Consider the following 24770-nt stretch of genomic DNA (forward strand, 5'->3'; position numbering starts at 1 on the left):
CACACCATGGCGGACTTCATCGGTGCGGTGGACCAAGGCACCACCAGCACACGGTTCATGGTCTTCGACCACAGCGGCAACGAGGTCGCCAAGCACCAGCTGGAGCACGAGCAGATCCTCCCTCGCTCCGGCTGGGTGGAGCACGACCCGGTGGAGATCTGGGAGCGCACCAACTCGGTGATGCAGAACGCCCTGCGCTTCGGCGGTCTGTCGGCGAGCGACCTGGCGGCCATCGGCATCACCAACCAGCGTGAGACGACGGTGGTCTGGGACCCGCGCAACGGGCGGCCCTACTACAACGCCATCGTCTGGCAGGACACCCGGACCGACGCCATCGCGGCCGACCTCGAACGCTCGGGACGCGGCGACGTCATCCGCCACAAGGCGGGCCTGCCGCCGGCCACGTACTTCTCCGGCGGCAAGATCCAGTGGATTCTGGAGAACGTCGAGGGCGTGCGGGAGGCCGCGGAGGCGGGCAACGCGCTCTTCGGCAACACCGACGCCTGGGTCCTGTGGAACCTGACCGGTGGTCCGGACGGCGGCATCCACGCCACCGACGTGACCAACGCCAGCCGCACCATGCTGATGGACCTGGAGACCCTCGACTGGGACGACGAGCTGCTGGGCTTCTTCGGCATCCCCCGGTCGATGCTGCCCGCCATCAACCCGTCCTCGGACGCCCGGGCGTACGGCACGACGCGCACCTCGCGGCCGTTGCGCGGCGCCGTGCCCATCGGCGGGGTCCTCGGCGACCAGCAGGCTGCCACCGTCGGCCAGGTCTGCTTCGCGCCAGGCGAGGCCAAGAACACCTACGGCACCGGCAACTTCCTCGTCCTGAACACCGGGACGGAGCTGGTCCGCTCCGAGCACGGGCTGCTGACCACGGTGGCGTACAAGTTCGGCGACGAGCCGGTGGTGTACGCGCTGGAGGGTTCCATCGCGGTGACGGGTTCCGCGGTGCAGTGGCTGCGCGACCAGTTGAGGATCATCAAGTCGGCGCCGGAGAGCGAGGAGCTGGCCCGGACCGTCGAGGACAACGGCGGTACGTTCTTCGTCCCCGCCTTCTCGGGCCTGTTCGCCCCCTACTGGCGTTCGGACGCCCGGGGCGCGATCGTCGGTCTGGCCCGGTACAACAGCGGCGGCCACCTGGCGCGGGCGACGCTGGAGGCCATCTGCTACCAGAGCCGCGACGTGGTGGAGGCGATGGAGCAGGACTCCGGCGTCCACCTCGACGTCCTCAAGGTCGACGGCGGTGTCACGGCCAACGACCTGTGCATGCAGATCCAGGCCGACGTCCTCGGCGTCCCGGTCAGCCGCCCGGTGGTCGCCGAGACCACCGCCCTCGGCGCCGCCTACGCGGCCGGGCTGGCCGTCGGCTTCTGGCGCGACACGGACGAACTGCGCACGCAGTGGCACGAGTCGAAGCGCTGGGAACCCGAGTGGACCGAGGAGCGGCGCGCGGCGGGGTACGCGGACTGGAAGCGGGCCGTCGAACGCACCCTGGACTGGGTGCGGGTGCCCTGACGGGGCACCCGCCGACGTACATGATTCCCCCGCTTCGCTGTCGTACGGAGGCGTACGGGGTCACGCCCGGGACGGCGGTGCGGGAGAACTGACCCGGGACCCTACGCCACCCACGTGTACCGGCGCTCGGGGCGTCCTGTCCCGCCGTACCGCAGGGCGACCTGGACGCGGCCGGTCTCGGCGAAGAACTCCAGGTAGCGGCGGGCGCTGACCCGGGAGAGCGCGCCGGCGCCCGCGCACTCGGCTGCGGAGAGCCCGGCGGGATGGTCCCGCAGCGTCCGCTCGACCAGGTCCGCCGTGTGCGCGGCCAGCCCTTTGGGCAGTTCCCGCGAGCCGGGCGGCCGGGTGCCGAAGAGCTGGTCCACGTCCTCCTGCCGGGCGACGTCCAGCGCGCGGAGCCGGGACCGCGCCGCCGCCACGTGCCGCAACTGCTCCCGCAGGGCCGCCTGGTGGAAGGGTTTGAGCAGGTAGTGGTGGGCTCCGGCGCGCAGCGCGGAGCGTACGGTCGCGCCGTCCCGGGCCGCCGTGATGAACAGGGCGTCGGTCCCCGGGCCCGAGGCCAGTGTGCGTTCCTCCGCCGCGCGCAGTTCCCGCAGGACGCTGATGCCGTCCATGTCGGGCAGGTAGACGTCGAGGAGCAGCAGGTCGGGGCGGAGCCGTTCGGCGGCGCGCAGCGCGTCCGCGCCGGTGTGGGCCACGCCGACGACCGTGCAGTCCTGCGTCGCGGCCACCTGCCGGCTGTGCAGTTTCGCCACCATGAAGTCGTCGTCGACCACCAGCACCCTGAGCATCGCGCCAGCGTAGGGCGCGATCACAACGACCACAACGTCCGTTGTTTGCGGAAGGGCGACAGCGCGTCGACACGCGGGCAACATGTGGGCCACCTCGCCGCTTCGCCCGCAACGAAGCGGACTTGAGCCTTCGCAAGGACAGGACCCGCACCGGACCCGTGGGCCGAGCCCCGGGTCCCCCGTACTCGACCGACAGGTGGTGGCACGCGTGCGTCTGCGCACTCCCCTCGCCCTGCTCGGGGCCGCGCTGCTGGTACTCACCGGACCGCCGCTGCTCACCAAGGGCAGCGGCGCCGACACCGGCACTCACATCCCCGGACTCCGCGTCATGGTTCCCAACTCCCCCGGCGGGGGGTACGACATCACCGCCCGCACCCTGGTCAAGGACGCCGAGGACGCGGAACTCATCCGCGGCGTCGAGGTGTTCAACCTGCCCGGGGCCGGCGGCACGGTGGGCCTCAGCCGGCTCGTCTCCGAGCGCGGCAACGGCAAGCTCGCCATGTCCATGGGGCTGGGGGTGGTGGGCGCGGCCCGCTCCAACCACTCCCCCAGCACGCTCGCCGACACCACACCCGTCGCCCGGCTGACCGAGGAGCCGGATGTCGTGGTGGTCGCCAAGAACTCGCCGTACAGGACGATCGACCAGCTCGTCGACGCCTGGCGGGAGGACCCGGGCAAGGTCTCCGTGGGCGGCGGCTCGGCGCCCGGTGGACCCGACCACCTGGCGCCGATGCAGATGGCGCGGGCCGCGGGCATCCCGCCGAAGGACGTCAACTACGTACCGTTCGACGGCGGCGGCGAACTGCTCGCCTCGATCCTGGGCAACAAGATCGGCTTCGGGGTCTCCGGGGTCGGCGAGTACCTCGACCAGATCGAGTCCGGGGAGCTGCGGCTGCTGGCCGTCACCGGACCGGAGCGCGCCGAGGGCCTGGACGCGCCGACCCTCCAGGAGGCCGGGTACGACGTGAACTTCACCAACTGGCGGGGCGTGGTGGCCCCGCCCGGACTCACCGAGGCCGAACGGGACAGGCTCGTCGGGCTGCTGGAGGAGCTGCACGACTCGCCCCAGTGGCGTGAGTCGATGAAGCGGAACGGCTGGGACGACGCCTTCCTGACCGGTGACGCCTTCGGTGACTTCCTGGCCGCCGAGGACCAGCGGGTCGTCGACGTACTGAAGGAGCTGGGACTGTGACCGCCGGACCCACCGCCCCCCGCCCCGTGCCCGAGGAGGGGCCGGCCCCGTCCGGGCGCCGGGCCTGGCTGCGTGACCACTCCGAACTGGGCGTCAGCGTACTGCTGCTGGCGCTCGGCGTGCTGGTCCTCACCGACGCCCTCGCCATGGACGTCGACATCTCCCAGCGCGGCCCCGTCGGCCCGCGGACCGTCCCGCTCGTGATCGGCGCCGGCCTGCTGGTCGTCGCGCTGCTGCTGGCCGTGGACGTCCTGCGCGGCGGCCGTGGCGAGGCCGAGGGAGGCGAGGACATCGACCTGGACGAACCGGCCGACCTGCGCACCGTCCTGCTGCTGGTCGGGGTCTTCCTGGCCACCGCCGTCCTGATCGAGCCGGTGGGCTTCCCCATCGCCGGCGCGCTGCTCTTCTGGGGCACGGCCTACGCCCTGGGCAGCCGCCGCGTCGACCGGGACCCGCTGATCGCCGCCGTCCTCGCCCTGTTCACCTACGTCGTCTTCAACAACCTGCTCGGTGTGCCGCTGCCCGGCGGACCACTGATGGGAGTGCTGTGACATGAACGCCTTCTCCTCCCTGATGGACGGCTTCGGCACCGCCCTCACCCCGCTCAACCTGCTCTGGGCGGCGGTCGGCGTCCTGCTCGGTACCGCCATCGGCGTCCTGCCGGGCATCGGGCCGGCGATGGCGGTGGCCCTGCTGCTGCCCGTCACCTACGGACTCGACCCGACCGGCGCCTTCATCATGTTCGCCGGGATCTACTACGGCGCGATGTTCGGCGGCTCGACCACCTCCATCCTGCTCAACACCCCCGGCGAGTCCGCCGCCGTCGTCGCCGCCATGGAGGGCAACCCCATGGCCAAGGCGGGCCGGGGCGCCCAAGCGCTGGCGGCCGCCGCCATCGGCCACTTCGCGGGCGGCATGATCGGCACGGTCCTGCTGGTCGCGCTGGCCCCGACGGTGGCCTCCCTCGCCGTCGACATCGGCGCCCCCGACTACCTGGCGATCATGGTGCTGGCCTTCATCGCCGTCACCTCCGTCCTGGGCTCGTCCCGGGTGCGCGGCCTCGCCTCGCTCCTCATCGGCCTCACCATCGGCCTGGTCGGGCTCGATCAGATGACGGGGCAGCAGCGCCTCACCTTCGGCTCGCTCCAGCTGGCCGACGGCGTGGACGTGGTCATCGTCGCGGTCGGCCTCTTCGCGATCGGCGAGGCCCTGTGGGTCGCCGCGCACCTGCGCCGCACGAGCGCCGAGGCCATCCCGGTCGGCCGCCCCTGGCTCGGCCGCGAGGACCTGAGGCGCACCTGGAAGCCGTGGCTGCGCGGGCCGTTCATCGGGTTCCCGTTCGGCGCCATCCCCGCGGGCGGCGCGGAGATCCCGACCTTCCTCTCGTACGTCGGCGAGAAGCGGCTCTCCAAGCACCAGGACGAGTGGGGCAAGGGCGCCATCGAGGGCGTCGCGGGCCCCGAGTCGGCCGCCTCCGCCTCGGCCGCCGGCACCCTCGTCTCCATGCTGACCCTGGGTCTGCCGACCACCGCCGTCGCCGCCGTCATGCTCGCCGCCTTCCAGCAGTACGGCATCCAGCCGGGCCCCCTGCTCTTCGAGCGCGAACCCGAGCTGGTGTGGGGCCTGATCGCCTCGCTCTTCGTCGGCATGGTGCTGCTGCTCGCCCTCAACCTGCCGCTCGCCCCGGTCTGGGCCAAGCTGCTGCGCATCCCCCGCCCCTACCTCTACGCCGGCATCCTCTTCTTCGCGGCGGTCGGCGCCTACGCGGTGGGCGGCGAGTCGATCGACCTGGTGATCCTGCTGGTCATCGGCCTGATCGGGTTCGGCATGCGGCGGTACGGGCTGCCGGTGCTGCCCGCCGTCATCGGCGTCATCCTCGGCCCGGCCGCCGAACAGCAGCTGCGCCGGGCCCTCCAGATCAGCGACGGCAGTGTCTCCGGCCTCGTCAACACCCCCTTCTCCGTGACCGTCTACGCCCTGATCCTGCTGATCCTGGCCTGGCCCCTGCTCCGCAGGCTGCTCCCCGCCCGCCCGCGCGCCTCGGCCCGCCGGGGCTGACCCCCGCGCCCGTCTGACGGCCCGCCTGGTGACCCGGGCGGGCCGCTTCGCGTGTACGGGCGCGGGCACTCCGGCGCACCAGGCGCTCGCACGGGGCCGAGGTGGGGGGCACGAGCCGGTGCGGGAGCGGCCCGGGGCCGTCCGCGGCCAGCCGCGGCGGGTCGTGGCGCGGGGAGTGAGGGCCGACGCGCTGGCGCGCGAGACGACGATGAGAAAAGATCGCCGGCATGTCTTCCGTGGTGCAGAACGTGGCGATCGACTGTGCGGACGCGTATGAGCTGGCGCGCTTCTGGAGCGAGGTGACGGGGGGCCCGCTGGGGCCAGGCGACCGCCCGGGTGATCCGGAGGTCCAGGTGACGCCGGCCGGGGGCCCGGCGCTCTACTTCCACCACGTGCCCGAGCCCAGGACGGTCAAGAACCGGCTCCACCTGTGCCTGCGTCCCGAGACCACGCGCGAGCAGGAGGTGGAGCGGCTCCTCGGCCTCGGCGCGACACTCGTCGCCGACCGCCGCGCTCCCGACGGTTCGGGGTGGGCGGTCCTGGCCGACCCGGAGGGCAACGAGTTCTGCGTGCTGCGCAGCGCCTCCGACCGGGCCGCGTAGGGATCTACCCGGCTCCGCGCGCCGGCCGGGCCCGCAAGGAGGCGCCCGTCTTCTTCCCCTCGCGGGCTGCGTCCTGTTCACTTCCTGCGCGCCGTGCCCGCTGCGACTTCCGACCACTCGGTGGCGCGCGTCGGCCGGCCCGGGTACGCGGCCGGCCGGCACGACGCCGCCGTGGCCGGCTTCGAGGACCGCGAGTTCTCCGGTCTGTCCACGAAAGAGGCCGCGGGCGAACCGGCCTCTGGCGGTCGAGCGTCCGGACCTCCCCCGGGCCGCTCCCGGTCCGCCTTCGGCACCTGGCCGGCGAAGGCGGACCGGGTGGACCTCCTGACGAGGCGGGTCGCGTCCGTCAGATCCCCTGCCACGGCGGCTTGGCCGCGAAGGTGTGGCGGAAGTAGTCGCCCAGTTCCAGACGGGAGGCCGCCGCCTCGTCGGCGACGACGGTGGCGTGCGGGTGGAGTTGCAGGGCGGAGGACGGGCATCTCGCGGAGAGCGGCCCTTCGACCGTCGCCGCCACCGCCTCGGCCTTGGCCTCGCCGGTGGCGAGGAGGACCAGGTGGCGCGCCTCCAGGATGGTGCCGACGCCCTGGGTGATCACATGCCGGGGCACCTGGCCCGCGTCGCGGCCGAAGAAGCGGGCGTTGTCGGCGCGGGTCCGCTCGGTGAGCGTCTTGAGCCGGGTCCGCGAGGACAGCGAGGAACAGGGCTCGTTGAAGCCGATGTGCCCGTCCGTGCCGATCCCCAGCAGTTGCAGGTCCACTCCGCCGGCGGCGGCGAGCGCCCGGTCGTACGCCGCGCAGGCCGCGGGGAGGTCGTCGGCCGCCCCGTCAGGTCCGAGGAAGGACTCCTCGGGGATGCCCAGGGGCTCCAGCACCTGGCGGGCGAGGACCGAGCGGTAGGACTCGGGGTGGCCCGGCGGGAGCCCGACGTACTCGTCGAGTTGGGCGACGCGGGCGCGGGAGAGGTCCACCTCGCCGCGCCGGGCCATGGCCGCGAGCGCTGCGTACACCGGGACCGGGGTCGAGCCGGTGGCCACCCCGATCAGGGCGTCGGGTCGGCGGGCGAGCAGCCGGGCGACGGCCTCGGCCACGAGGGCGCCGCCCGCCGCGGCGTCCTCGACGATGACAACTTCCATGCTGGTTCCACCGATTCAAAGACGTTCGGAGACAGGGTGCGAAGGGGGAGGCGGACGGCGGTGTGGGGCCCGCGCGCCCGCCTCCCCCTTCTCCCGGTGCGCGGTCAGGGCGTCAGGCCCGCCGCGAACAGCCGGGTCAGGGCGGTGGGGGCGGTGATCGCGGTGCCCACCACCACACTCGTGGCGCCCGCCGCCAGCGCGGCGGCTGCCTGGTCCGGGGTGGCGACGCGCCCCTCCGCCACCACCGGGACGTCGATCGCCCGGGCCAGTGCGGCGACCAGCTCCAGGTCGGGCAGGGTCTGCCGGGGGGAGCCCGGCGCGTAGCCGGAGAGGGTCGTCGACACGAGGTCGGCGCCCTGGGCGGCGGCCTCGCGTCCCTCGTCCAGGGTCGCGACGTCGGCCATGACGTACGCCCCGGCGGCGTGGACGGCGGCGACGAGCTCCGCGAAGGTGCTGCCGTCGGGGCGCGGGCGCGCGGTGGCGTCGGCCGCGACGATCACCGCTCCGGCGTCCACGAGGGCGAGGGCGTGGCGGACGCCCGGGGTGATGTAGACGCCCGTGTCACCGTCCTTCCAGAGGCCGATCACGGGGAGGTCCACGGCGGCGGCGGTGGCCGCGACGACCTCCGGCTCGTTGACCCGGACCGCTGCCGCGCCGCCGGCCTGCGCGGATCGGGCCATGCGGACCAGCGTGTCGGTGTGGCGCATCGGGTCGCCGGGCGGGGCCTGGCAGGAGACGATCAGACGGCCGGTCAGGGCCGCGAGCGGGGAGGGGGTCGGCGGGGGGGTCATGACAGGGCTCCGGTGGTCGGGACGGGACGCGGGGGCAGAGTGCGCGCCAGAGCGGCGGCGCCGAGGACCGCGGCGTCGGCCCCGCCGTGCGGCGGGGCGGGGCGCAGTCCGCGCAGGGGTGGCATGAGTTCGGCCGTGAAGGCGTCGCACAGGGCGTCCCAGTACAGGGCGCCGATGCGCGGCACGCCGCCGGCGACGACGACACGGTGCGGGGCGAGCAGGTTGGCGAGGCCGCCCAGGGCCCGGCCCGCGGCTCGGGCGCCGTGGGTGACGGCGGACGCGGCAAGCGGGTCGCCCTGGGCCGCGCGCCCCGCGACGGTGTGCAGGCTCTCGGCGGGTTCGCCGCTGATCCGCCGGTAGTACGCGGTGATGGCGGGGCCCGCCGCGATCGCCTCCAGGTGGCCCGTCGCACCGCAGGTGCAGGGCAGCCCGTCCGCCTCCGGGCTGGGGAGGTGCCCGAGGTGGCCGGCGACGCCTGCGGTGCCGTGGAGCAGCCGTCCCGAGGCGGCGACGGCGCCGCCCACCCCGGTGCCGACAGCGGCGTACAGCAGGACGGCCGCCTCCGGCAGCGTCGCCAGTTCGGTCGCGGCGGCGGCGCGGACGTCGTTGTCGCAGGCGACGGGGAGGCCGGTGCGGGCAGCGAGGCCGGGGCCCAGCGGGGTGCCGGCCCAGCCGCTGATCGTGTCGGTGGCGCTGACCACCGTCCCGGAGACCGGGTCGATCACGCCGGCGGCGGCGACGCCGATCGCGGTGGCGCCGTCCGCCCCGACCGCGCGGGCGGCGGCCGCGAGGGCGTCGAGCACCGCTTCGGGGCCCCGTGTCGCCGGGGTGGGCTCGGTCCGCCGGGTGAGGACGGTGCCGTCGGGCGCGACCAGAGCGGCGGCGATCTTGGTGCCGCCCAGGTCGAGGCCGACGACCGGACCCGTGCCGTGCGGTGCCGTCATCGGACGGGGAGCAGGCCGGCCGCGCGCAGCCGCCGCTCGACGTGGGCGACCGCCGTCTCGTCCAGCGGGATCTGAGGGGCCGCGGTGGCGCCGTGGGTGAACACCCCGAGCAGTCGCAGGGCGTGCTTGAACGCGCCGATCGCGGAGGAGTTGCGGCCCATCTCGCTCTCCGGCCCGGCGTCGACCAGGTCGAAGAGGGTGACCAGCCGCTCCTGTTCCGCCACGGCGCGGTCCAGTTCGCCGGCGCGCATCGCGTCGTAGAGGCGTACGTAGCCGGCGGGGTCGACGTTGCCGAGGCCGGGGACGACGCCGTCGGCGCCGGCGAGCAGGGCGGCGTCCACGGTGAGTTCGGAGCCGGTGAGGATGCTGAAGGCGGGGGCGGGCCCGTCGGCACGGCCGTCGCGGCCGCCGAGTTCGACGATGAGCCGGCGCAGGGAGCCCTCGTCACCGCTGCTGTCCTTGAGCCCGGCGAGGGTGCCGTCCTCGGCGAGTTCGCGCACCAGGGCCGGGGACAGCTTGCTGTGGACCGAGACGGGGAGGTCGTAGGCGTACAGCGGCAGGCCGGAGCGGTCCCGGACGGTGCGGAAGTGGCGGGCGATCTCCCGGGGATGGGTGCGGGCGTAGAAGGGGGCGGTGGCGACCAGGGCGTCGGCACCGGCCTCGCGGGCGGCCTCGGCGTGGGCGAGGACGCGCGGGGTCGTCATGTCGATGACGCCGGCGAGGACGGGGACGCGGCCGGCGGCGGCCTCGACCACGGTCCGCAGCGCCACCTCCCGCTGCGGGTCGGTGAGGAAGGCGACCTCACTGCTGGAGCCCAGGGCGAACAACCCGTGCACTCCCCCGCCGACGAGGTGCTCGACGAGCCGGGCGAGCGAGGCGGTGTCGACCTCTCCCGCCGCGTCGAGCGGGGTGCAGACGGGCGGGACGACACCGCGGAGGGGCTGGGACGGGGACATGAGGACTCCTGGGCTGTGCGAAATGGTGGTACGGGTGGAGACGGCCCGGCCGCCGCCCGTCGGGCGGACGGCGGGCGGGCCGTGGTCGGGGAGGCTGGGGCCGGACAGGGCCCTAGGGAGCGGTCACGGTGAGGTTGGTGTCGCCGTACGCGTGCTGGGAGCCGCGCACCTGGTAGGTGGCGGTGGCCTTGACGCCGCCCGCGGCGGTGCCGGCGGGGACGGTGACGGGGATCTTGACGTTGGCGCCCTGGCCGGGCTTGAGCGCGGGCATGGTGACGGTCGGGGCGCTCCACCCCTGGGGGAGGGAGAGCGAGACGCTGCCCGCGGGCAGGTCCACGTCGTTCTGGCTGGTGACGCGGACGGTGACGTCGGTGGTGGTCCCGGCGGGCAGGGCGGCGGGCGGGGTGACGGTGACCGGGGCGCAGACGCCGCCCAGCCAGCGCAGGTCGAAGGAGGAGTAGGTGATGTGCTGGTTGTTCGCGCGCTCCCAGGCCATGCCGACCCGGGGGTTGGCGCCGGTGCCGTCGCTGAGCGGGGTGAGCGTGGAGTAGCCGGCGGAGCCGGCCTCGGCGGTCCTGCGGACGGGCCAGGTCTCTCCGTTGTCGCAGGAGAGGCGGACGGTGAGGTTGCTGCGGCCGCTGGTGGTCGCCGTGTTGCTGAACAGCAGCCAGGAGGCGCGCGGGTGGGAGGCGGGAACGTCCGGCGCGAAGCGCGTGATGGAGCCGTTGTTGGCGGGGTCGGGCAGTTCGGTGTCCTGCTTGAAGGGGGTGTAGGTGACGCCGCCGTCGGTGGAGTACGCCACGGTGCGGTAGGGCGCGGAGCGGTTGTTGAGCAGGACGCGGCCGTCGGAGAGCTCCACGGTCTTGTTCTCGTCGCCGCCGGGTCCCACCGGTGTGCCCATCTTCCAGGTGGCGCCGTGGTCGTCGCTGTAGGCGCTGACGGCGTAGTTGGCGCCGTCGTTCCGGATGGCGTACTGCTGGATCAGGCGGCCCTTGTGGGTGCCGTGCCGCAGCTGGATGCCCTCGCCGGAGGCGGCGAACATGCCGGCCCAGGCGGGGTTCTTGATGTCGGCGGTGATCCGCTCGTGGTGCCAGGTGAGGCCGTCGTCGTCGGAGTAGCTGTAGTCGGCCTGGAGGACGTCGGGGTCGCTCTCGTCGTTGCCGGTGGCGGAGCCGAAGAAGCCCTGGTTCACGGCGGCCGCGTAGAAGACGAAGATCCGCCCGGTCTCCCGGTCGACCAGGAGGCTGGGGTCGCCGTACCCCTTGGGCGCGGGGTCCTTGCGGACGACCTGCTGAGGCTGCCAGGTGGCGCCGCCGTCGGTGCTGCGCCGCAGGACGACCCCGAGGTTGCCGGGCAGGTCGCCGAGGGTGGGGCGGGCGTCGTACGCGGCGAGCAGGGTGCCCTTGGTGGTCCGGGTCAGGGCGGGGATGCGGTAGTAGGGGGAGCCGGTGCCCGCCGTGGCGATGTCCTGCGAGGTGAAGTCGGCGGTTGCCGGGCCGGTGGCGCCCTGGGCGGTGGGGACGGTGGCGGTGAGGAGGACGAGGGTCGCGGGGACGACGGCCAGGAGGGTGCGGCGCTGCATGGACGGACCTCTTCTCGGTGGGCGGATCAGGCGAGTTGGGGGTCGTGCGGGGTGGGGGGAGCGTCGGTGGCCGCCGGGCGGGGGGTGGCGAGCAGTTCGCGTACCCAGGTGAGCTGTTCGCGCCGGTGGTGGCCGCCGCCGCCCTCGTGTCCGTTGAACTCGTAGACACGCAGGTCCTTGGGACCGCCGTACCGGTGGTAGGCGGCGAAGCAGGTGGAGGGCGGGCAGATCTCGTCCATCATGGCGATGGAGAAGAGGGCCGGGGCGGTGGCGCGGGAGGCGAGCAGGGCCGCGTCGACGTAGGAGAGGGTGTCGAGGACGGTCTCGGCGCGGTCGCGGTGCAGGCGGAGGTACTCCGCCGCCTCCGTGTAGGGCGGCTGGGCCGCGATGCGCACGGCGCGCCGGATGTCGCACAGGAACGGGACGTCGGGCATGACGCCGGCGAGGCCGGGGACGAGCGCGGCGGTCGCGAGGGCGATGCCGCCGCCCTGGCTGACGCCGGTCACCACGACCTTGTCCGGGTCGACGGCGGGGTGGGCCCGGACCGCCTCCACACAGCGCACGGCGTCGGTGAAGACCCGCCGGTAGTAGTGGTCCTGCGGGGTCTCGACACCCCGGGTGAGGAAGCCGGGCACGCTGCCGGAGAGCGGGGCGGTGTCGGGGGTGTCCCCGTGGGCGGTGGACCAGCCCTGGCCCCGCGTGTCCATGAGGAAGTGCGCGTAGCCCGCGCTGGCCCAGAGCAGTTGCTCGTGCGGCAGGCCGCGCCCGCGTCCGTAGCCGAGGAACTCCACCACGCAGCCGAGCGGTTCACGGGCCCCGGCGGGCAGGTGGAGCCAGCCCCGGACCGGTTCCGAGGCGAAGCCCGGCACGACCACGTCGTAGGTGGTGACCTGGACCAGGCCGGTCTCCACGGGGGTGAAGCGCGGGGCGGTGCCGTCGGCGCGGTCCGCGTGCAGGGTGCGGGACCAGAAGGCGTCGAGGTCGGCGGGCTCGTCGAGCTCGGGCCGGAGCGCGAGGCATTCGGCGAGGGTGAGGTCCATGAGTGGCATGAGGGGCCCGGGGGGTGAGGCGGGCGCGGGGCGCGCCGCTGGGAGCGGGAGGTGGGGAAGGGAGCGGAGGCCGGTCGAGCCGGCCTCGGAGCAAGGAAGTCAGACGTCTGATGTCCTTGATTCCGGGACACTAGAGACCCGGACGCCGACCGTCAAGTGCCCCCGCACGTCAGGCCGTCCGCACCTCCTCGCACCCACCCGCCCCGGAGCACGACGAAGGCACCCCTCCGTCCGAGGGGTGCCTTGTTCTGTACTCACCGCCGGTCAGCGGCGGGCGCGGGCCTCCGCGATCCGCCGGCGGACCGGCGCGTAGTGCTCCGTCAGCGCTGCCGCGAACTCGGCCGGGTCCCGGTCGCGCACGGCGTCCACGATGCGCCGGTGGTTGGCGATGGTCGCCTCCTCGTGCTCGTGCGTGAACACGTCGAGGTGGGGGGCGACGATCACGTAGACGTCCCAGAACGCCATGGACAGCTGGCTGATGAGGTCGTTGCCCAGCGGGGCGACGAGCAGGGCGTGGAAGGCGCGGTCGGCCTCCACGAAGCCGTCGCCCTCGCCGCCGCCGACCTTGCACATCTCCTCGACCAGGGCGGCGAGGCGGTCGATCTGCTCCTGGTCGGGGGCGGCCACGAGCTGCTCGGCCATACCCCGCTCGAAGAGCTCGCGCACCTCGACCAGGTCGGACATCACCTGGAAGTCGTCGTCGGGGCTGAGCAGTCCGCGGAAGGTCAGGCTCTCCACGAGGGCGGAGAGGCTGAGCCGGCCGACATAGGTGCCGCGCCCGTGCCGGACCTCGACGATGTCGAGCGCGGCCAGGATCTTGATCGCCTCGCGCACGCTGGACCGGCTCGCTCCGAGCGCCTCGCACAGGGCGGGCTCGCTCGGCAGGGGGTCGCCGGGGCGCAGCTGGTTGCGCAGGATGTAGCCCTTGATGCCGTCCACGACCTCTTGTCGCAGCGACTGCCGTGCCGGTTTGGGCTCAGGCACCGTATGCCCCGCCGCCTCCCGTCCCACCGCCACCTCTTGACCCCTCTCATTCGGCAAGCTACGTTCCCCTCTTATTGAGCATCATACATCAGACGTCTGATGTGCCTGGAGCGCCGACCGTCTCGCCTCCTCTCCGTTCGACCATCCCTCATCTTCCTTCTGGAGGACTCCTTGCCCTCGCGCAACGCAGTTGGCGTCGACCGCCGCACCTTCATGAGATACACCGGCGCCATCGGTGTGGCGACCGCGGTCACCGCGGGCCTCACGGCCTGCGGCGGTCCGGCCTCCAGCGGAGGAGGTACCGGCGGTTCGAGCGCCGGCGGTGACACTATCGAAGCCGGCCTCTCCTACCCCCTCTCCACGGGCTTCGACCCGATGATCACCTCCGGCGCCACCCCGTACGCCGCGAACATGCACATCTTCGAGGGACTGGTGGACCTCGACCCGGCCACGCTCGCCGCGCGGCCCGCGCTGGCCACCGGGATGCCCCAGAAGATCAACGCGACCACCTACCGGGCCACCCTCCGCAAGGGCGCGACCTTCCACGACGGCTCGCCGGTCCGCGCCCAGGACGTGGTCTTCAGCTTCGAACGCGTACTGGACCCCGAGAACGCCTCGCTGATGGCACAGTTCGTGCCGTTCATCGACCAGGTCAACGCCGTCGACGAGTCGACCGTCGAGTTCAAGCTGAAGCACCCCTTCGCCCTCTTCCCGTCCCGGATATCCGTGGTGCGCGTGGTGCCGGAGAAGATCGCGGGCGCCGACCCCAAAGCCTTCGACGCCAAGCCCGTCGGCTCGGGCCCCTACCGCTTCGTCCAGGCGGTCCGCGAGGACAAGATCGTCATGGAGGCGTACGACAAGTACAACGGGCCGCACCCCGCCAAGGCCAAGAAGATGGTCTGGCGGCTCATGTCCGACCCCTCCGCCCGGGTCAGCGCCCTGGAGTCCGGCCGGGTCCAGGCCATCGAGGACGTCCCCTACATCGACGTCAAGGGGTTCACCGGCGACAACAAGGTGGAGTCGGTCCAGTCCTTCGGGCTGCTCTTCCTCATGTTCAACTGCGCGGACAAGCGCTTCGAGGACAAGCGGGTGCGCCAGGCCCTGCACTACGCACTCGACACCGAGAAGATCATCTCGACCGCGCTGCTGGGCAACGCCGAGGCCGCCAGCGGCTACGTACCGCCCTCCCACCCCGATTACCACAAGGCCGCCACCGTCTACAAGCACGACCTGGCCAAGGCCAAGAAGCTCCTCGCCGAGGCGGGAGCCGAGAAGCTCTCCTTCACCCTGCTGGTCACCGACACCGGCTGGGTCAAGGACATCGCCCCGCTACTCAAGGAGAGCTGGGCGGCGGCCGGCGTCGATGCCCGCCTCGACATCGCCCAGTCCCCCGCCCAGTACGCCAAGGTCGACAAGGGCGACTTCGAGGTGCTGGCCGCCCCGGGCGACCCCTCCGTCTTCGGCAACGACGCGGACCTGCTGCTGCGCTGGTTCTACTACGGCTTCTGGCCCGAGAAGCGGTACGGCTGGGCCGGCTCGCCCGTCTACAAGAAGACCAAGTCGCTCCTGGACCGCGCGGCCAGGGAAGCGGACGCGGACCGGCGCAAGGAGCTGTGGGCCGAGGTGACCGACCTGGTCGCCGAGGAGGCCGCCCTCTACCCGGTGCTCCACCGCAAGCTGCCCACCGCCTGGCAGTCCGGCGCGCTCACCGGGTTCAAGCCGCTGCCGACCACAGGGCTCTCCTTCGTCGACGTCGGCCGCGCCTGAGCCCCACCGCCCCGGTCCGTCGGCCGCCGCCGTCTCGCCACGGCGGCGGCCCTCGCCCCAATCCCTAGGAAACCCAGGATGGTTGCTTTCCTCCGGCTCGCGCTGCGCCGCGTCGCGATCATGCCGGTGATGGTCCTCGGCATCACACTGCTGGTCTTCGTGGTCCTCCAGTTCTCACCGGTCGACCCCGCTTACAACGCGCTCGGTGACTCCGCCAGCCCCGCGGCCCGCGCCGCCTTCGCCGAAGCACGCGGCCTCAACGACCCTCTGTTCGTCCGGTACTTCGCCTTCCTGGGCGATCTGCTGCGGGGCGACCTCGGCGTCACCGTGCCGCCGAGCCAGCCCGTCTCCGACCGCATCGCCACCGCGTTCCCGCTGACCCTCCAGCTCACGCTGCTCGGCCTCGCGCTGGCCGTCGCCCTGGCCCTGACCGCGGGCGTCCTCAGCGCCATGTACCGGGACCGCTGGCCCGACCAGGTCTTCCGCGTCCTGTCGATGGCCGGTGTCGCCCTGCCGTCGTTCTGGCTCGGCGTGCTGCTCATCCAGCAGTTCGCCCTCAGCATGGACCTCTTTCCGACCGGCGGCTACGTCAACCCGGCGGACTCCTTCTCCGGCTGGCTGGAGAGCATGACCCTGCCCGCCGTCGCGCTGGCGCTCCCGGTCGCCGCCTCACTGGCCCGGCTGGTGCGGACCTCGATGGTCTCCGAACTCGACCGGGACTACGTGCGCACCGCGCGCGGCAGCGGCCTGCCGCCCTTCCTGATCATCCGCTCGGTGCTGCGCAACGCCCTGGTCACGCCGTTGACCGTGCTCGGCGTCAAGGTCGGCTACATGCTCAGCGGCGCCGTCGTCATCGAGGCCATCTTCGACCTGCCCGGCATGGGCAAGCTGATCCTCGAAGGGGTCACCGGGGGCGACGTGGGGCTCGTACAGGGCACGGTGCTCACCATCGCGGTCGCCTTCCTCGTGGTCAACGTCGTCGTCGACCTGCTCTACCTGCTCGTCAACCCGCGCATCAGGACGGTGTGATGTTCGCCCCCAGTTCCCTCGCCAAGCGGCTGGCGCGGCCCGGCGTCCGCCTGCGCCGCCTGCCCGTCCCCTCCCGGATCGCCCTCGGGGTGCTCGTGGTGGTCGTGCTGGGCGCGGTCTTCGCGCCGCTGCTCACCCAGGACCCGCTCGCCACCGGCGTGCCCGCCCAGGCGCCCGGCGCCGACCACTGGTTCGGCACCGACCGGGCCGGCCGCGACGTCTTCGCCCGGGTGGTGCACGGCGCCCGGTACTCCCTCGTCATCGGCCTCGGCGCGACCCTGCTCGCCCTGGTCATCGGGTCGCTGCTGGGGGCGGTGGCCGCGACCTCGCGCAAGCTCGCCGACGAGGGCGTCATGCGCACCCTCGACATCGTGATGTCGTTCCCGCCGATCGCGCTGGCCGCCGTGCTGGTCGCCGTCTTCGGCCCCAGCGTGCCGGTCATCATCTTCACCATCGCCTTCGTCTACGCGCCCTCACTGGCCCGCGTCGTACGGGCCAACGTGCTGGAGCAGTACGGCGAGGACTACGTGGCGGCCGAGCAGGTCATCGGCGCCCGGCGCGGCCACATCGTGGCCCGGCACGTCGCCGTCAACTGCGCCGCTCCCGTCCTGGTGTTCGCCACCGTCATGGTCGCCGACTCCATCATCTTCGAGGCGAGCCTCTCCTTCATCGGCGCCGGCGTGCAGGACCCCGACCCCAGCTGGGGCAGCGTCCTCGCGTACGGCCGGCAGCTGCTGCTGTCGGGCGGCTGGTGGGCGACGCTCTTCCCCGGCCTCTGCCTGCTCCTGACGGTGCTCGCGCTGAACGTCCTCTCCGAGGGCATGACGGACGCCGCCGCCTCCCCGGACAAGGCCCGCACCGGCGGCGGCGACGACACCGGGCAGGAGGCGACCACCCCCGCGGCCGGCGGCACCGAGGTGGACGCGGCCCTGGCCGCGCTCGCCACCCGCCTGGCCGCCACGGAGCCGGCCGTCGCACCGCTCCCGGAGGACGCCCCCGAACTCCTCACCGTACGGAACCTCACCATCCGTTTCCCGGACCGGTACGGCGACATCCGCGTCGTGGACGGCATCGACTTCACCGTCCGGGAGGGCGAGACCCTCGGCCTGGTCGGCGAGTCGGGCTGCGGCAAGTCGGTCACCAGCCTCGCGATCATGGGCCTGCTCGCCCGCAACGCGCAGGTCGAGGGGGAGGTCCTCTACCGGGGCCGCGACCTCCTCGCCCTGACCGCCAAGGAGCGGCGCGCCCTGATGGGGCCGGAGATCGCGATGGTCTACCAGGACGCCATGTCCTCGCTCAACCCCTCCGTCCTGATCGGCACCCAGCTGAAGCGGCTCACCTCCCGGGGCGGCACCCGCACCCCCGCCGAACTGCTCGAACTGGTCGGCCTCTCCTCCGAGCGCACCCTGCGCAGCTACCCCCACGAGCTCTCCGGCGGCCAGCGCCAGCGCGTCCTGATCGCCATGGCCCTCTCCCGCAGCCCCCGCCTGCTCATCGCCGACGAGCCGACCACCGCACTCGACGTCACCGTGCAGGCCCAGGTGGTCGAGCTGCTGATCAGGCTGCGCGACGAACTGGGCTTCGCGATGGTCCTCGTCTCGCACGACCTGGCCCTCGTCGGCGACCTCGCCCACCGCGTCGCGGTGATGTACGCCGGGCAGGTCGCCGAGGCCGGCGCGACCCGTTCCCTGCTGACCGACCCCGCCCACCACTACAGCCGGGGCCTGCTCGGATCGGTCGTCTCGCTGGAGTCCGGCTCGGAGCGGCTGCACCAGATCCGCGGGGTGGTGCCCGCACCGAAGGCGTTCGGTCCCGGCTGCCGCTTCGCCTCGCGCTGCGCCGCCGCCACCGAGCTGTGCGCCACCACCCCGCCCGCCCCGGCAGCCCGCGCGGGGGCGGCGGACCACCACTTCGCCTGCCACCACCCGGCCACCGCCCATCCGCCGGCCGAGCGACTGGAGAGCGCCCGATGACCGCACCCACGGATTCCCCGACGGCTCCCCTCGTCCGGCTGGACCACGTCCACGTACGGCACAGGGCGCGCAGCGGCGGCCTGTTCCGCAGGGACGCGGTGCACGCGCTGACCGACACCTCGCTGGAGATCCGCCGGGGCGAGATCCTCGGCCTGGTCGGCGAGTCGGGGTGCGGCAAGTCCACCCTGGCCCGGGTCGTCACCGGCCTCCAGCGGCCCACGGAAGGCACGGTGCACTTCCAGGGCGAGGACCTGTGGAGCATGAGCCCGGCCCAGCGGCGCGAGCGGTTCGGCCCGTCCGTCGGCGTGGTCTTCCAGGACCCCTCCACCGCGCTCAACCCGCGCCTGTCCGTCCGGCGCATCGTCCGCGACCCGCTGGACGTGCACCGGCGCGGGACCCCGCACGAGCGCGAGGCGCGGGTCAGGGAACTCCTCGACCTGGTGGGCCTGCCGGGGCACACCCTGGAGGCGCTGCCCGGGCAGCTCTCCGGCGGCCAGCGCCAGCGGGTGGCCATCGCCCGCGCCCTGGCCCTGGACCCGGAGCTGATCGTCGCCGACGAACCGACCAGCGCCCTGGACGTGTCGGTGCGCGCCCAGATCCTCAACCTCCTGGTGGACCTGCGCGCCCGCCTCGGCCTGGGCATGGTCTTCATCTCGCACGACGTCCAGACCGTCCGCTACCTCGCCGACCGCATCGCCGTGCTGTACCTGGGCCGCGTCGTCGAGGAGGGAGCCGCCCGCCAGGTCTCCGGCGACTCCCGCCACCCGTACACCGAGGCCCTGCTCTCGGCCACCCCGAGCCTGCTGGAGCGGCCCGAGCGGATCGTGCTGCACGGCCCGGTCCCGTCCGCCACCAACCCGCCGACGGGCTGCCCGTTCCGCACCCGCTGCTGGAAGGCGGACGACGCCTGCGCGACCGCCTTCCCGACGGTCACCGAGGACCCGGCGGGGCACCGCTGGCACTGCGTCCATCCACAGCCGGCCACCGCGACGGCGACCCCGGAGGCGGAGGTGGGCGCCGGGAGCTGACGGCGAGACTCCCTCCCTCCACCGGCCGACCCGGTGGAGGGAGGTGACGCCGTCGACGAGGGCCTCCGGGCGGTGCGGGAGGTCCTCCCGCACCGCCCGGAGGCCCTCGTCGTCACTCGGCTCCCCGCTGCCCCGCCATTCCCGCGCGGCCCCGCGCTTGCGACCGGCGAACGGGACGGAACCCGCACCCCGTTCGCCCCACCGCCGACGACCTATTGACTATCGATAGGAACCCATCGATTATCGATACATGCACCCCTTCCTCACCACCGCTCTCCGGGCTGCCATCGTCGTGGTCCTCGCCGTCGGGCTCTTCGGGCAGATCGTGGTCATCCCCACGACCGCGGCCGACGAGGCCGACCGGTTCCCCGCCCACGCGCCGTTCGCCCTGCCGTACGCGGTACTGGCCGTCCTCGGTGTGGCCTGCGTACAGGTCGCCCTGATCGCGGTGTGGCGGCTGCTCGGCATGGCACGGCACGGGGCGCTCTTCGCGCCCCGCGCCTTCCGCTGGGTCGACGTGGTCATCGGCAGCTCGGTGGTGGCGACGCTGCTGGCGGCGGGCGTCGCCGCCCATCTCGCGGTGGCCGAGATCCCCTCGGCGAACGGAGGCATGGACGTGGAGAGCGCCTTGATGGCCGCCGCCACGGCCGCGGCCGCCGGCGCCGCCTTCGCCATGCTCACCGTGATCATGCGGAGCCTGCTGCGCAAGGCGACGGAACTCCAGACGGAGATGGCCGGGGTCATCTGATGGCGATCGTGGTCGACATCGACCGCCGCCTCGCCGAACTCGGCATGTCGGTCGGCGAGTTCGCGAAAGCCGTCGGTATCAGTCCGGCGAACGTCGCGGTCCTCAAGAACGGCCGGGCGAAGGCCGTCCGGTTCAGCACGCTGGACGCGATCTGCCGCGCCCTCGACTGCCAGCCCGGCGACGTGCTGCGCCGGGTTCCGGACGAGACCGGGGAAGGCCGGCTCTGACCCCCGGCGTTCCTACCGGCCCACGCCCACCGGCGCGATGCCGGCCTGCTGCCGCAGCGTCCCCAGGGTGGCCAGAGTCGCGACGGACGGACCGCGCACGGCACCCGCGATGTCGCGTACGGTCCGGCGCAGCTCCTCCTCCAGGCCGGCCATGGTCCGGCGGGCCTCGGGGGTGTCGACGTGGATGACGTTCATGTGCAGCCCCTCGTCGTCGCGTTGGAACCAGAGGCAGGCGCCGTTGGCCCGGGAGGACCAGACGTGGGTGGTGGGCCGCCAGACGTCGTGGTGGGCGGCGCCGGGGCACCGGCGCATGTCGATGTAGGAGAAGAAGTTCACCGGGTACGGCCACGAGGCGGCGGCGAAGTGTTCGGGGGCGAGCAGCTCCCACGCCCGGACGAAGGGTACGTCGACGTGGCGGATCATCTCCGTGAAGGCGGCCTTCACCCCCGCCATGAGGTCGGTCAGCGCCATGCCGGGCCGCACCGGGAACTCGATGGGCATGGTGTTGACGAACCAGCCGACGGCGTGACGCCAGGGACCGTCCCCCCGTTCGCTGACGGGCATGAGCGCCCGGTAGACCTCGGGCCCCCCGGCTTCGCGCAGACACCGGGCGAGCGCGGCCATCACCCCCATGAAGGGCTTCCCGCCCGCGTCCCGGCACTCCTGGTCGAACGCCGCCGCCGCCGGCGCGTCCAGCAGGGTGCAGGCGTCGTTGACGATGGGGTACATCCGTCCCGGCTCCACGCCCAGGTCCAGCGGGAACGGAGGGAAGAACGCTCCGGCCCGCTCCGTGTAGGACCGCCAGTGGTCCAGGCGCGCATCGTCGGCGGCCAGGGTGAGGAAGTGGCGGCGCTGGGTGTCCGCGAAGTCCAGGTAGCTCCCGGTCGGCGGCAGTTCCGGTTCCCGGCCGCACTGGGCGGCGGCGTACGCGTGGGCGATGTCGTGGACGACGTTGGGCATCGAGACGCCGTCGCAGACGATGTGGTCGAAGGCCAGGTACACGGTGGTGGAGGCGTCGCGGACCACCGCGCCCATCGCGAACAGGGGCCAGGCCAGGGTGTCGATGGTGGCCCGGAACCGGTCGGCCAGGAACTCGCGCAGCGCCTCGGTGCTGGTGAACTCGCCCAGTTCCGCCGCCTGGAGGGTCAGCCCCTCGGGCGGGTAGGAGGCGCACGAGAGGTCGCCGGCCAGGCGCTGGAAGGCGCACCGCAGCACCTCGTGCCGACGGACGAAGGAGAGCAGCGCCCGCTCCAGCGCGCCGTGGTCCAGCGGGCCGGGAAGTTCGAAGGTCACCGCGATCCAGGAGGCCACCGGGTCGGCCGAACCCCGGCTCTGCTCGGCGGCCGTGAAGTGCTTGTCCTGGTTGAAGGAGGCCCGCCGGGCGGCGCCCGGCCCGTCACCCCCGTCCGGCGCGTCCGGCGAGCACAGCCGCCACTCGACCAGCCTGCCAGGGGCCGCATCGAGCGCCTCCAAGGGGAACTGCCGCATATCGGATTCGCCTTTCCGCTCAGAGCCGACCCGTGCTCAACGAAGCCGCCCGTGCGACGTCACGCGCGGGACCGCACCCAAGAAGGTGTCGCGCCGGGCGGACCGGAGGTGCGCCCGGCCCCGTCGGCACCCACGGGGCCGGGTGAACGGACGCGGACCCGCTGCCGCCAGTCGCCTGTCCGACCGTGCCGCGCGCCGCCGCCACCGGATCGAGGACACCTCGCAGTACCGACCGGCCCCCGCGGGCACGCCAGGGGCCGAGGGGTACCCGGCGGCCCGCGTCCGGACCGGCGTCCCGGGCCCGCGGGCGGTCCACGGCGTCCGCGAACTCGCCGCCGCCCAACCCGCGAGGCGGCCCGCCTGCCGGTCAACAGCCCCCAGAACAGCACCTTGTACGCCTGGCGCCCCTGCTCCCTGGTCACTTTCAGGCAGGGGTGTACGTGGCCGGTCCGGCTCCGTAGGCTCTGGTCCGCAGGGGGGCCGGACGTCGGCATGCCCCAGGGGGAAAGGTACGGGGTACGGATGTCCGGGAGTCGGCGACTGGTCGCGATCAGCGACCTCCACATCGGGTACGCGGAGAACCGCCGGATCACCGAAGGGCTCCGCCCGGAGGGGGACGGGGACTGGCTGCTGGTCGCCGGTGACATCGGCGAGTTCGTCCACGACGTGGAATGGGCGCTCACCACGCTCGCCGGCCGCTTCGCCAAGGTGATCTGGACACCCGGCAACCACGAGCTGTGGACCCCGCGCGACGACACGGTCCAGCTCCGCGGCGAGGCCCGTTACCAGCACCTGGTCGCGCTCTGCCGCCGCCTGGGCGTGGTGACCCCGGAGGACCCCTACCCGGTCTGGGAAGGCGAGGACGGCACGTCCACGCTGATCGTCCCTCTCTTCCTCGGCTACGACTACACCTGGCGTCCGGCCGGGACCCACACCAAGGAACAGGCCCTCGCCCGCGCCTACGACACCGGGGTGGTCTGCACCGACGAGGTCCTGCTGCACCCGGACCCGTACCCGGGGCGGGACGACTGGTGCCGGGCCCGCGTGGCCCTCACCGAGAGCCGGCTCGACGCCGAGCGCGCGGGCCGGCCGACCGTCCTGGTGAACCACTATCCGCTGGTGCGCGAGCCCACCCACGTCCTGCGCCACCCGGAGTTCGCCCAGTGGTGCGGCACGGAACTGACCGCCGACTGGCACCTGCGGTACGAGGCCGCGGCGATGGTCTACGGCCACCTCCACATCCCCCGGACCACCTGGCACGACAACGTCCGCTTCGAGGAGGTCTCCGTGGGCTACCCCCGAGAGTGGCGGCACCGCGCGACGCCGCCGGGGAGCCTGCGGCGGATTCTCCCCGCCCCCGCCGAGGGAGGGCACTGACATGCTGAAGACGATCCTGCCCGAGGGACTGAGCGTGGTGGAGACCCGCGAGGACGTCCCGGAGGCGACGCTGTACGCGCAGGAGGCGGCGGTCGTCGCCCGCGCCGTGCACAAGCGGCGGGCGGAGTTCGCCACGGTGCGCCACTGCGCGCGGCGGGCCATGGCCGACCTGGGGGTGGCTCCCGCACCGCTGCTGCCGGGCGAGCGCGGGGCCCCGGTGTGGCCGGGTGGCGTGATCGGCAGCATGACGCACTGCGACGGCTACCGGGCCGCGGTGGTCGGCCCGGCCTCCCGGTTCCGGTCGGTCGGGGTCGACGCGGAGCCGCACGACGCGCTGCCCGAGGGCGTCCTCGGCACGATCGCGCTGCCGTCGGAGCGCGAGCGGCACCGGGCACTGCGCGGCGAACGCCCCGACGTGCACTGGGACCGGCTGCTGTTCAGCGCCAAGGAGAGCGTCTACAAGGCGTGGTTCCCGCTCACCGGGCGGTGGCTGGGCTTCGAGGAGGCCGACCTGGTCATCGACCCGGGAACGGGGCCCACCGGCACCTTCACCGCCCGGCTGCTGGTGCCGGGCCACACCACGTCCGGTGCGCCACTGACCGGGTTCGCGGGGCGGTGGCGGGTGGACGCGGGCCTGGTCTGCACGGCGATCGCCGTCTCCGCCCCGGCGCCGCACGCACCGCCCGCTCCCCGCCCGCTCCCACCCTCACCCGAACCACCGGCGGCGCCTCCACGGCCGTAGCCGTGGCAGGGGCGTCGAGACCGACGCAGGCGCCGGCCAAGCCACGGGGCGGGGCCCGGAGGTGACGGTCGTGCGCGCCAACGGCGGGTTCCGTCGCTTCGCAGACCGAGACGCCCGGTGGCCGGCCGGGCCCCGAACGGCCGCTTCCTGCGGGTGGGGCGTGGCGTGCGGGGCGCGGCGGCGGGGACGGCGGTTCAGGGGCGCGGCCACGGGCGGGCGTCGAGCCGTTCGATCCCCGTGTTGAAGCGGCGCAGGTAGTCGGCGAAGGCGGCGACGTCCTCCTCCGGCCAGTCGGCCATCACCCGTTCCAGGGATGCCACGATGCCCTCGCGCTCCTCTCGCAGGGTGCGCGCCCCGGCCTCGGTCATGCGGAACTTGCGGGCCATGCCGCCCTCGGGGTCGGGGATGCGCTCGGCCATTCCGGTGCGCAGCACGGCGGCCGTCTGCCGGTTCACCGTGGAGGCGTCCAGCCCGAAGGCGTCGCTGAGCTCGCCGATGGACATCGGCCCCTGCACCTCCAGCCGGCTGAGCAGGATGTACGCGCTGCGCTCCAGCGCACCGTCCCGGCGCCGGCCGCCGCGCTGGTGGAGGGAGAAGTGGCGGCTGAGCAGCATCTGCTCGTACTCGACCTCGCGCGTCGCTCTGCCCATCCGCTCCGTCGCCTTTCGTTCACCCCGGGAGCGTCGACACGCCCCCTGGCCCTCACCCCCCGGCGGGCATCGTCTCATGAGCGTGCAGAGCCCATGCAGCATGCACGCTACATTCAATGTGTACGATGCACACCAT

General features: G+C 73.4%; 23 protein-coding genes. 13 read left to right on the forward strand and 10 right to left on the reverse strand.

All coding sequences use genetic code 11. The features are described from left to right. The first annotated feature begins 6 nt into the window (after positions 1-6). On the forward strand, positions 7-1524 hold the full coding sequence (glpK, locus tag ACSLIC_RS00710) for a glycerol kinase GlpK (protein ID WP_436735717.1): 1518 nt from the start codon (positions 7-9) through the stop codon (positions 1522-1524). A gap of 101 nt (positions 1525-1625) precedes the next feature. On the opposite strand, the gene ACSLIC_RS00715 is transcribed toward glpK, so the two are convergent. Continuing rightward, the gene (locus ACSLIC_RS00715; RefSeq protein ID WP_436735718.1) at positions 1626-2315 is read right to left on the reverse strand and encodes a response regulator; all 690 of its coding nucleotides are present in this window, start codon (positions 2313-2315) and stop codon (positions 1626-1628) included. Between the two features lie 208 nt (positions 2316-2523). Here ACSLIC_RS00715 and ACSLIC_RS00720 point away from each other — a divergent pair, with 208 nt between their 5' ends. The 4 genes from ACSLIC_RS00720 (at position 2524) to ACSLIC_RS00735 (ending at position 6167) form a co-directional block, all read left to right on the forward strand. Beyond that, positions 2524-3507, forward strand: coding sequence for a Bug family tripartite tricarboxylate transporter substrate binding protein (locus ACSLIC_RS00720; protein WP_436735719.1), 984 nt, complete (start codon positions 2524-2526; stop codon positions 3505-3507). Beyond that, positions 3504-4058, forward strand: a complete 555-nt coding sequence (locus ACSLIC_RS00725) for a tripartite tricarboxylate transporter TctB family protein (RefSeq protein WP_436735720.1) — start codon at positions 3504-3506, stop codon at positions 4056-4058. Before ACSLIC_RS00720 ends, ACSLIC_RS00725 begins: the two co-directional genes overlap by 4 nt. Before the next feature lies 1 nt (position 4059). Beyond that, positions 4060-5565, forward strand: coding sequence for a tripartite tricarboxylate transporter permease (locus ACSLIC_RS00730; RefSeq protein WP_436735721.1), 1506 nt, complete (start codon positions 4060-4062; stop codon positions 5563-5565). A gap of 227 nt (positions 5566-5792) precedes the next feature. Beyond that, complete coding sequence (locus ACSLIC_RS00735; protein WP_436735722.1) at positions 5793-6167, forward strand: VOC family protein; 375 nt, start codon at positions 5793-5795, stop codon at positions 6165-6167. 346 nt (positions 6168-6513) lie between these two features. On the opposite strand, the gene nagB is transcribed toward ACSLIC_RS00735, so the two are convergent. From nagB to ACSLIC_RS00770, 7 genes are all read right to left on the reverse strand, one after another. Then, positions 6514-7299 (reverse strand): glucosamine-6-phosphate deaminase, encoded by a 786-nt coding sequence (nagB, locus tag ACSLIC_RS00740; RefSeq protein WP_436735723.1) that lies wholly within the window; start codon positions 7297-7299, stop codon positions 6514-6516. A gap of 104 nt (positions 7300-7403) precedes the next feature. Further along, the gene (locus ACSLIC_RS00745) at positions 7404-8090 is read right to left on the reverse strand and encodes an N-acetylmannosamine-6-phosphate 2-epimerase (protein WP_436735724.1); all 687 of its coding nucleotides are present in this window, start codon (positions 8088-8090) and stop codon (positions 7404-7406) included. Beyond that, positions 8087-9034, reverse strand: a complete 948-nt coding sequence (locus ACSLIC_RS00750) for an ROK family protein (RefSeq protein WP_436735725.1) — start codon at positions 9032-9034, stop codon at positions 8087-8089. Before ACSLIC_RS00750 ends, ACSLIC_RS00745 begins: the two co-directional genes overlap by 4 nt. Beyond that, complete coding sequence (locus ACSLIC_RS00755; protein WP_436735726.1) at positions 9031-9990, reverse strand: dihydrodipicolinate synthase family protein; 960 nt, start codon at positions 9988-9990, stop codon at positions 9031-9033. The genes ACSLIC_RS00750 and ACSLIC_RS00755 overlap by 4 nt, the downstream gene beginning before the upstream one ends. Positions 9991-10102: 112 nt before the next feature. Next, a complete protein-coding gene (locus ACSLIC_RS00760; protein ID WP_436735727.1) occupies positions 10103-11572 on the reverse strand; it encodes an exo-alpha-sialidase in 1470 nt (489 codons plus the stop codon). A 26-nt stretch (positions 11573-11598) separates the two neighbouring features. Next, positions 11599-12621, reverse strand: a complete 1023-nt coding sequence (locus ACSLIC_RS00765; RefSeq protein ID WP_436735728.1) for an acetylxylan esterase — start codon at positions 12619-12621, stop codon at positions 11599-11601. Between the two features lie 264 nt (positions 12622-12885). Continuing rightward, positions 12886-13605 carry a FadR/GntR family transcriptional regulator gene (locus ACSLIC_RS00770; protein ID WP_436735729.1) on the reverse strand — a complete coding sequence of 240 codons (720 nt, stop codon included), beginning with the start codon at positions 13603-13605 and terminating at the stop codon, positions 12886-12888. Positions 13606-13818: 213 nt separating this feature from the next. Here ACSLIC_RS00770 and ACSLIC_RS00775 point away from each other — a divergent pair, with 213 nt between their 5' ends. The 6 genes from ACSLIC_RS00775 (at position 13819) to ACSLIC_RS00800 (ending at position 20377) form a co-directional block, all read left to right on the forward strand. Further along, entirely contained in the window at positions 13819-15372 is a 1554-nt protein-coding gene (locus ACSLIC_RS00775) for an ABC transporter substrate-binding protein (RefSeq protein ID WP_436740233.1), read from the forward strand. A 78-nt stretch (positions 15373-15450) separates the two neighbouring features. Then, on the forward strand, positions 15451-16401 hold the full coding sequence (locus ACSLIC_RS00780; RefSeq protein WP_436735730.1) for an ABC transporter permease: 951 nt from the start codon (positions 15451-15453) through the stop codon (positions 16399-16401). Next, positions 16401-18374, forward strand: a complete 1974-nt coding sequence (locus ACSLIC_RS00785) for a dipeptide/oligopeptide/nickel ABC transporter permease/ATP-binding protein (RefSeq protein ID WP_436735731.1) — start codon at positions 16401-16403, stop codon at positions 18372-18374. Before ACSLIC_RS00780 ends, ACSLIC_RS00785 begins: the two co-directional genes overlap by 1 nt. Next, the gene (locus ACSLIC_RS00790; RefSeq protein ID WP_436735732.1) at positions 18371-19402 is read left to right on the forward strand and encodes an ABC transporter ATP-binding protein; all 1032 of its coding nucleotides are present in this window, start codon (positions 18371-18373) and stop codon (positions 19400-19402) included. The genes ACSLIC_RS00785 and ACSLIC_RS00790 overlap by 4 nt, the downstream gene beginning before the upstream one ends. 250 nt (positions 19403-19652) lie before the next feature. Continuing rightward, on the forward strand, positions 19653-20150 hold the full coding sequence (locus tag ACSLIC_RS00795) for a DUF2975 domain-containing protein (RefSeq protein WP_436735733.1): 498 nt from the start codon (positions 19653-19655) through the stop codon (positions 20148-20150). Further along, positions 20150-20377: a helix-turn-helix domain-containing protein gene (locus ACSLIC_RS00800; protein WP_436735734.1), complete on the forward strand. Its 228-nt coding sequence runs from the start codon at positions 20150-20152 to the stop codon at positions 20375-20377. Before ACSLIC_RS00795 ends, ACSLIC_RS00800 begins: the two co-directional genes overlap by 1 nt. 12 nt (positions 20378-20389) lie before the next feature. On the opposite strand, the gene ACSLIC_RS00805 is transcribed toward ACSLIC_RS00800, so the two are convergent. Further along, the gene (locus ACSLIC_RS00805) at positions 20390-21865 is read right to left on the reverse strand and encodes a condensation domain-containing protein (protein WP_436735735.1); all 1476 of its coding nucleotides are present in this window, start codon (positions 21863-21865) and stop codon (positions 20390-20392) included. Positions 21866-22387: 522 nt separating this feature from the next. On the opposite strand from ACSLIC_RS00805, the gene ACSLIC_RS00810 reads away from it, so the two are divergent. Both ACSLIC_RS00810 and ACSLIC_RS00815 read left to right on the forward strand, forming a co-directional pair. Beyond that, a complete protein-coding gene (locus ACSLIC_RS00810; RefSeq protein WP_436735736.1) occupies positions 22388-23242 on the forward strand; it encodes a metallophosphoesterase family protein in 855 nt (284 codons plus the stop codon). A gap of 1 nt (position 23243) precedes the next feature. Beyond that, positions 23244-23984: a 4'-phosphopantetheinyl transferase family protein gene (locus ACSLIC_RS00815; protein WP_436735737.1), complete on the forward strand. Its 741-nt coding sequence runs from the start codon at positions 23244-23246 to the stop codon at positions 23982-23984. Positions 23985-24178: 194 nt separating this feature from the next. Here the strand turns inward: ACSLIC_RS00815 and ACSLIC_RS00820 are convergent, their stop codons facing one another. Next, on the reverse strand, positions 24179-24634 hold the full coding sequence (locus tag ACSLIC_RS00820; protein ID WP_436735738.1) for a MarR family winged helix-turn-helix transcriptional regulator: 456 nt from the start codon (positions 24632-24634) through the stop codon (positions 24179-24181). Positions 24635-24770 lie beyond the last annotated feature (136 nt).

Source organism: Streptomyces sp. BBFR102 (assembly GCF_051397025.1).
Classification (GTDB): Bacteria; Actinomycetota; Actinomycetes; order Streptomycetales; family Streptomycetaceae; genus Streptomyces.

What these genes read in the sequence shown, in the direction of transcription:
- glpK (WP_436735717.1), top strand. Translation starts at nt 7, where the DNA reads ATGGCGGACTTCATCGGTGCGGTGGACCAAGGCACCACCAGCACACGG.
- ACSLIC_RS00715 (WP_436735718.1), bottom strand. Translation starts at nt 2,315, where the DNA reads ATGCTCAGGGTGCTGGTGGTCGACGACGACTTCATGGTGGCGAAACTG.
- ACSLIC_RS00730 (WP_436735721.1), top strand. Translation starts at nt 4,060, where the DNA reads ATGAACGCCTTCTCCTCCCTGATGGACGGCTTCGGCACCGCCCTCACC.
- ACSLIC_RS00735 (WP_436735722.1), top strand. Translation starts at nt 5,793, where the DNA reads ATGTCTTCCGTGGTGCAGAACGTGGCGATCGACTGTGCGGACGCGTAT.
- nagB (WP_436735723.1), bottom strand. Translation starts at nt 7,299, where the DNA reads ATGGAAGTTGTCATCGTCGAGGACGCCGCGGCGGGCGGCGCCCTCGTG.
- ACSLIC_RS00745 (WP_436735724.1), bottom strand. Translation starts at nt 8,090, where the DNA reads ATGACCCCCCCGCCGACCCCCTCCCCGCTCGCGGCCCTGACCGGCCGT.
- ACSLIC_RS00750 (WP_436735725.1), bottom strand. Translation starts at nt 9,034, where the DNA reads ATGACGGCACCGCACGGCACGGGTCCGGTCGTCGGCCTCGACCTGGGC.
- ACSLIC_RS00755 (WP_436735726.1), bottom strand. Translation starts at nt 9,990, where the DNA reads ATGTCCCCGTCCCAGCCCCTCCGCGGTGTCGTCCCGCCCGTCTGCACC.
- ACSLIC_RS00760 (WP_436735727.1), bottom strand. Translation starts at nt 11,572, where the DNA reads ATGCAGCGCCGCACCCTCCTGGCCGTCGTCCCCGCGACCCTCGTCCTC.
- ACSLIC_RS00765 (WP_436735728.1), bottom strand. Translation starts at nt 12,621, where the DNA reads ATGCCACTCATGGACCTCACCCTCGCCGAATGCCTCGCGCTCCGGCCC.
- ACSLIC_RS00775 (WP_436740233.1), top strand. Translation starts at nt 13,819, where the DNA reads ATGAGATACACCGGCGCCATCGGTGTGGCGACCGCGGTCACCGCGGGC.
- ACSLIC_RS00780 (WP_436735730.1), top strand. Translation starts at nt 15,451, where the DNA reads ATGGTTGCTTTCCTCCGGCTCGCGCTGCGCCGCGTCGCGATCATGCCG.
- ACSLIC_RS00785 (WP_436735731.1), top strand. Translation starts at nt 16,401, where the DNA reads ATGTTCGCCCCCAGTTCCCTCGCCAAGCGGCTGGCGCGGCCCGGCGTC.
- ACSLIC_RS00790 (WP_436735732.1), top strand. Translation starts at nt 18,371, where the DNA reads ATGACCGCACCCACGGATTCCCCGACGGCTCCCCTCGTCCGGCTGGAC.
- ACSLIC_RS00795 (WP_436735733.1), top strand. Translation starts at nt 19,653, where the DNA reads ATGCACCCCTTCCTCACCACCGCTCTCCGGGCTGCCATCGTCGTGGTC.
- ACSLIC_RS00800 (WP_436735734.1), top strand. Translation starts at nt 20,150, where the DNA reads ATGGCGATCGTGGTCGACATCGACCGCCGCCTCGCCGAACTCGGCATG.
- ACSLIC_RS00805 (WP_436735735.1), bottom strand. Translation starts at nt 21,865, where the DNA reads ATGCGGCAGTTCCCCTTGGAGGCGCTCGATGCGGCCCCTGGCAGGCTG.
- ACSLIC_RS00810 (WP_436735736.1), top strand. Translation starts at nt 22,388, where the DNA reads ATGTCCGGGAGTCGGCGACTGGTCGCGATCAGCGACCTCCACATCGGG.
- ACSLIC_RS00815 (WP_436735737.1), top strand. Translation starts at nt 23,244, where the DNA reads ATGCTGAAGACGATCCTGCCCGAGGGACTGAGCGTGGTGGAGACCCGC.
- ACSLIC_RS00820 (WP_436735738.1), bottom strand. Translation starts at nt 24,634, where the DNA reads ATGGGCAGAGCGACGCGCGAGGTCGAGTACGAGCAGATGCTGCTCAGC.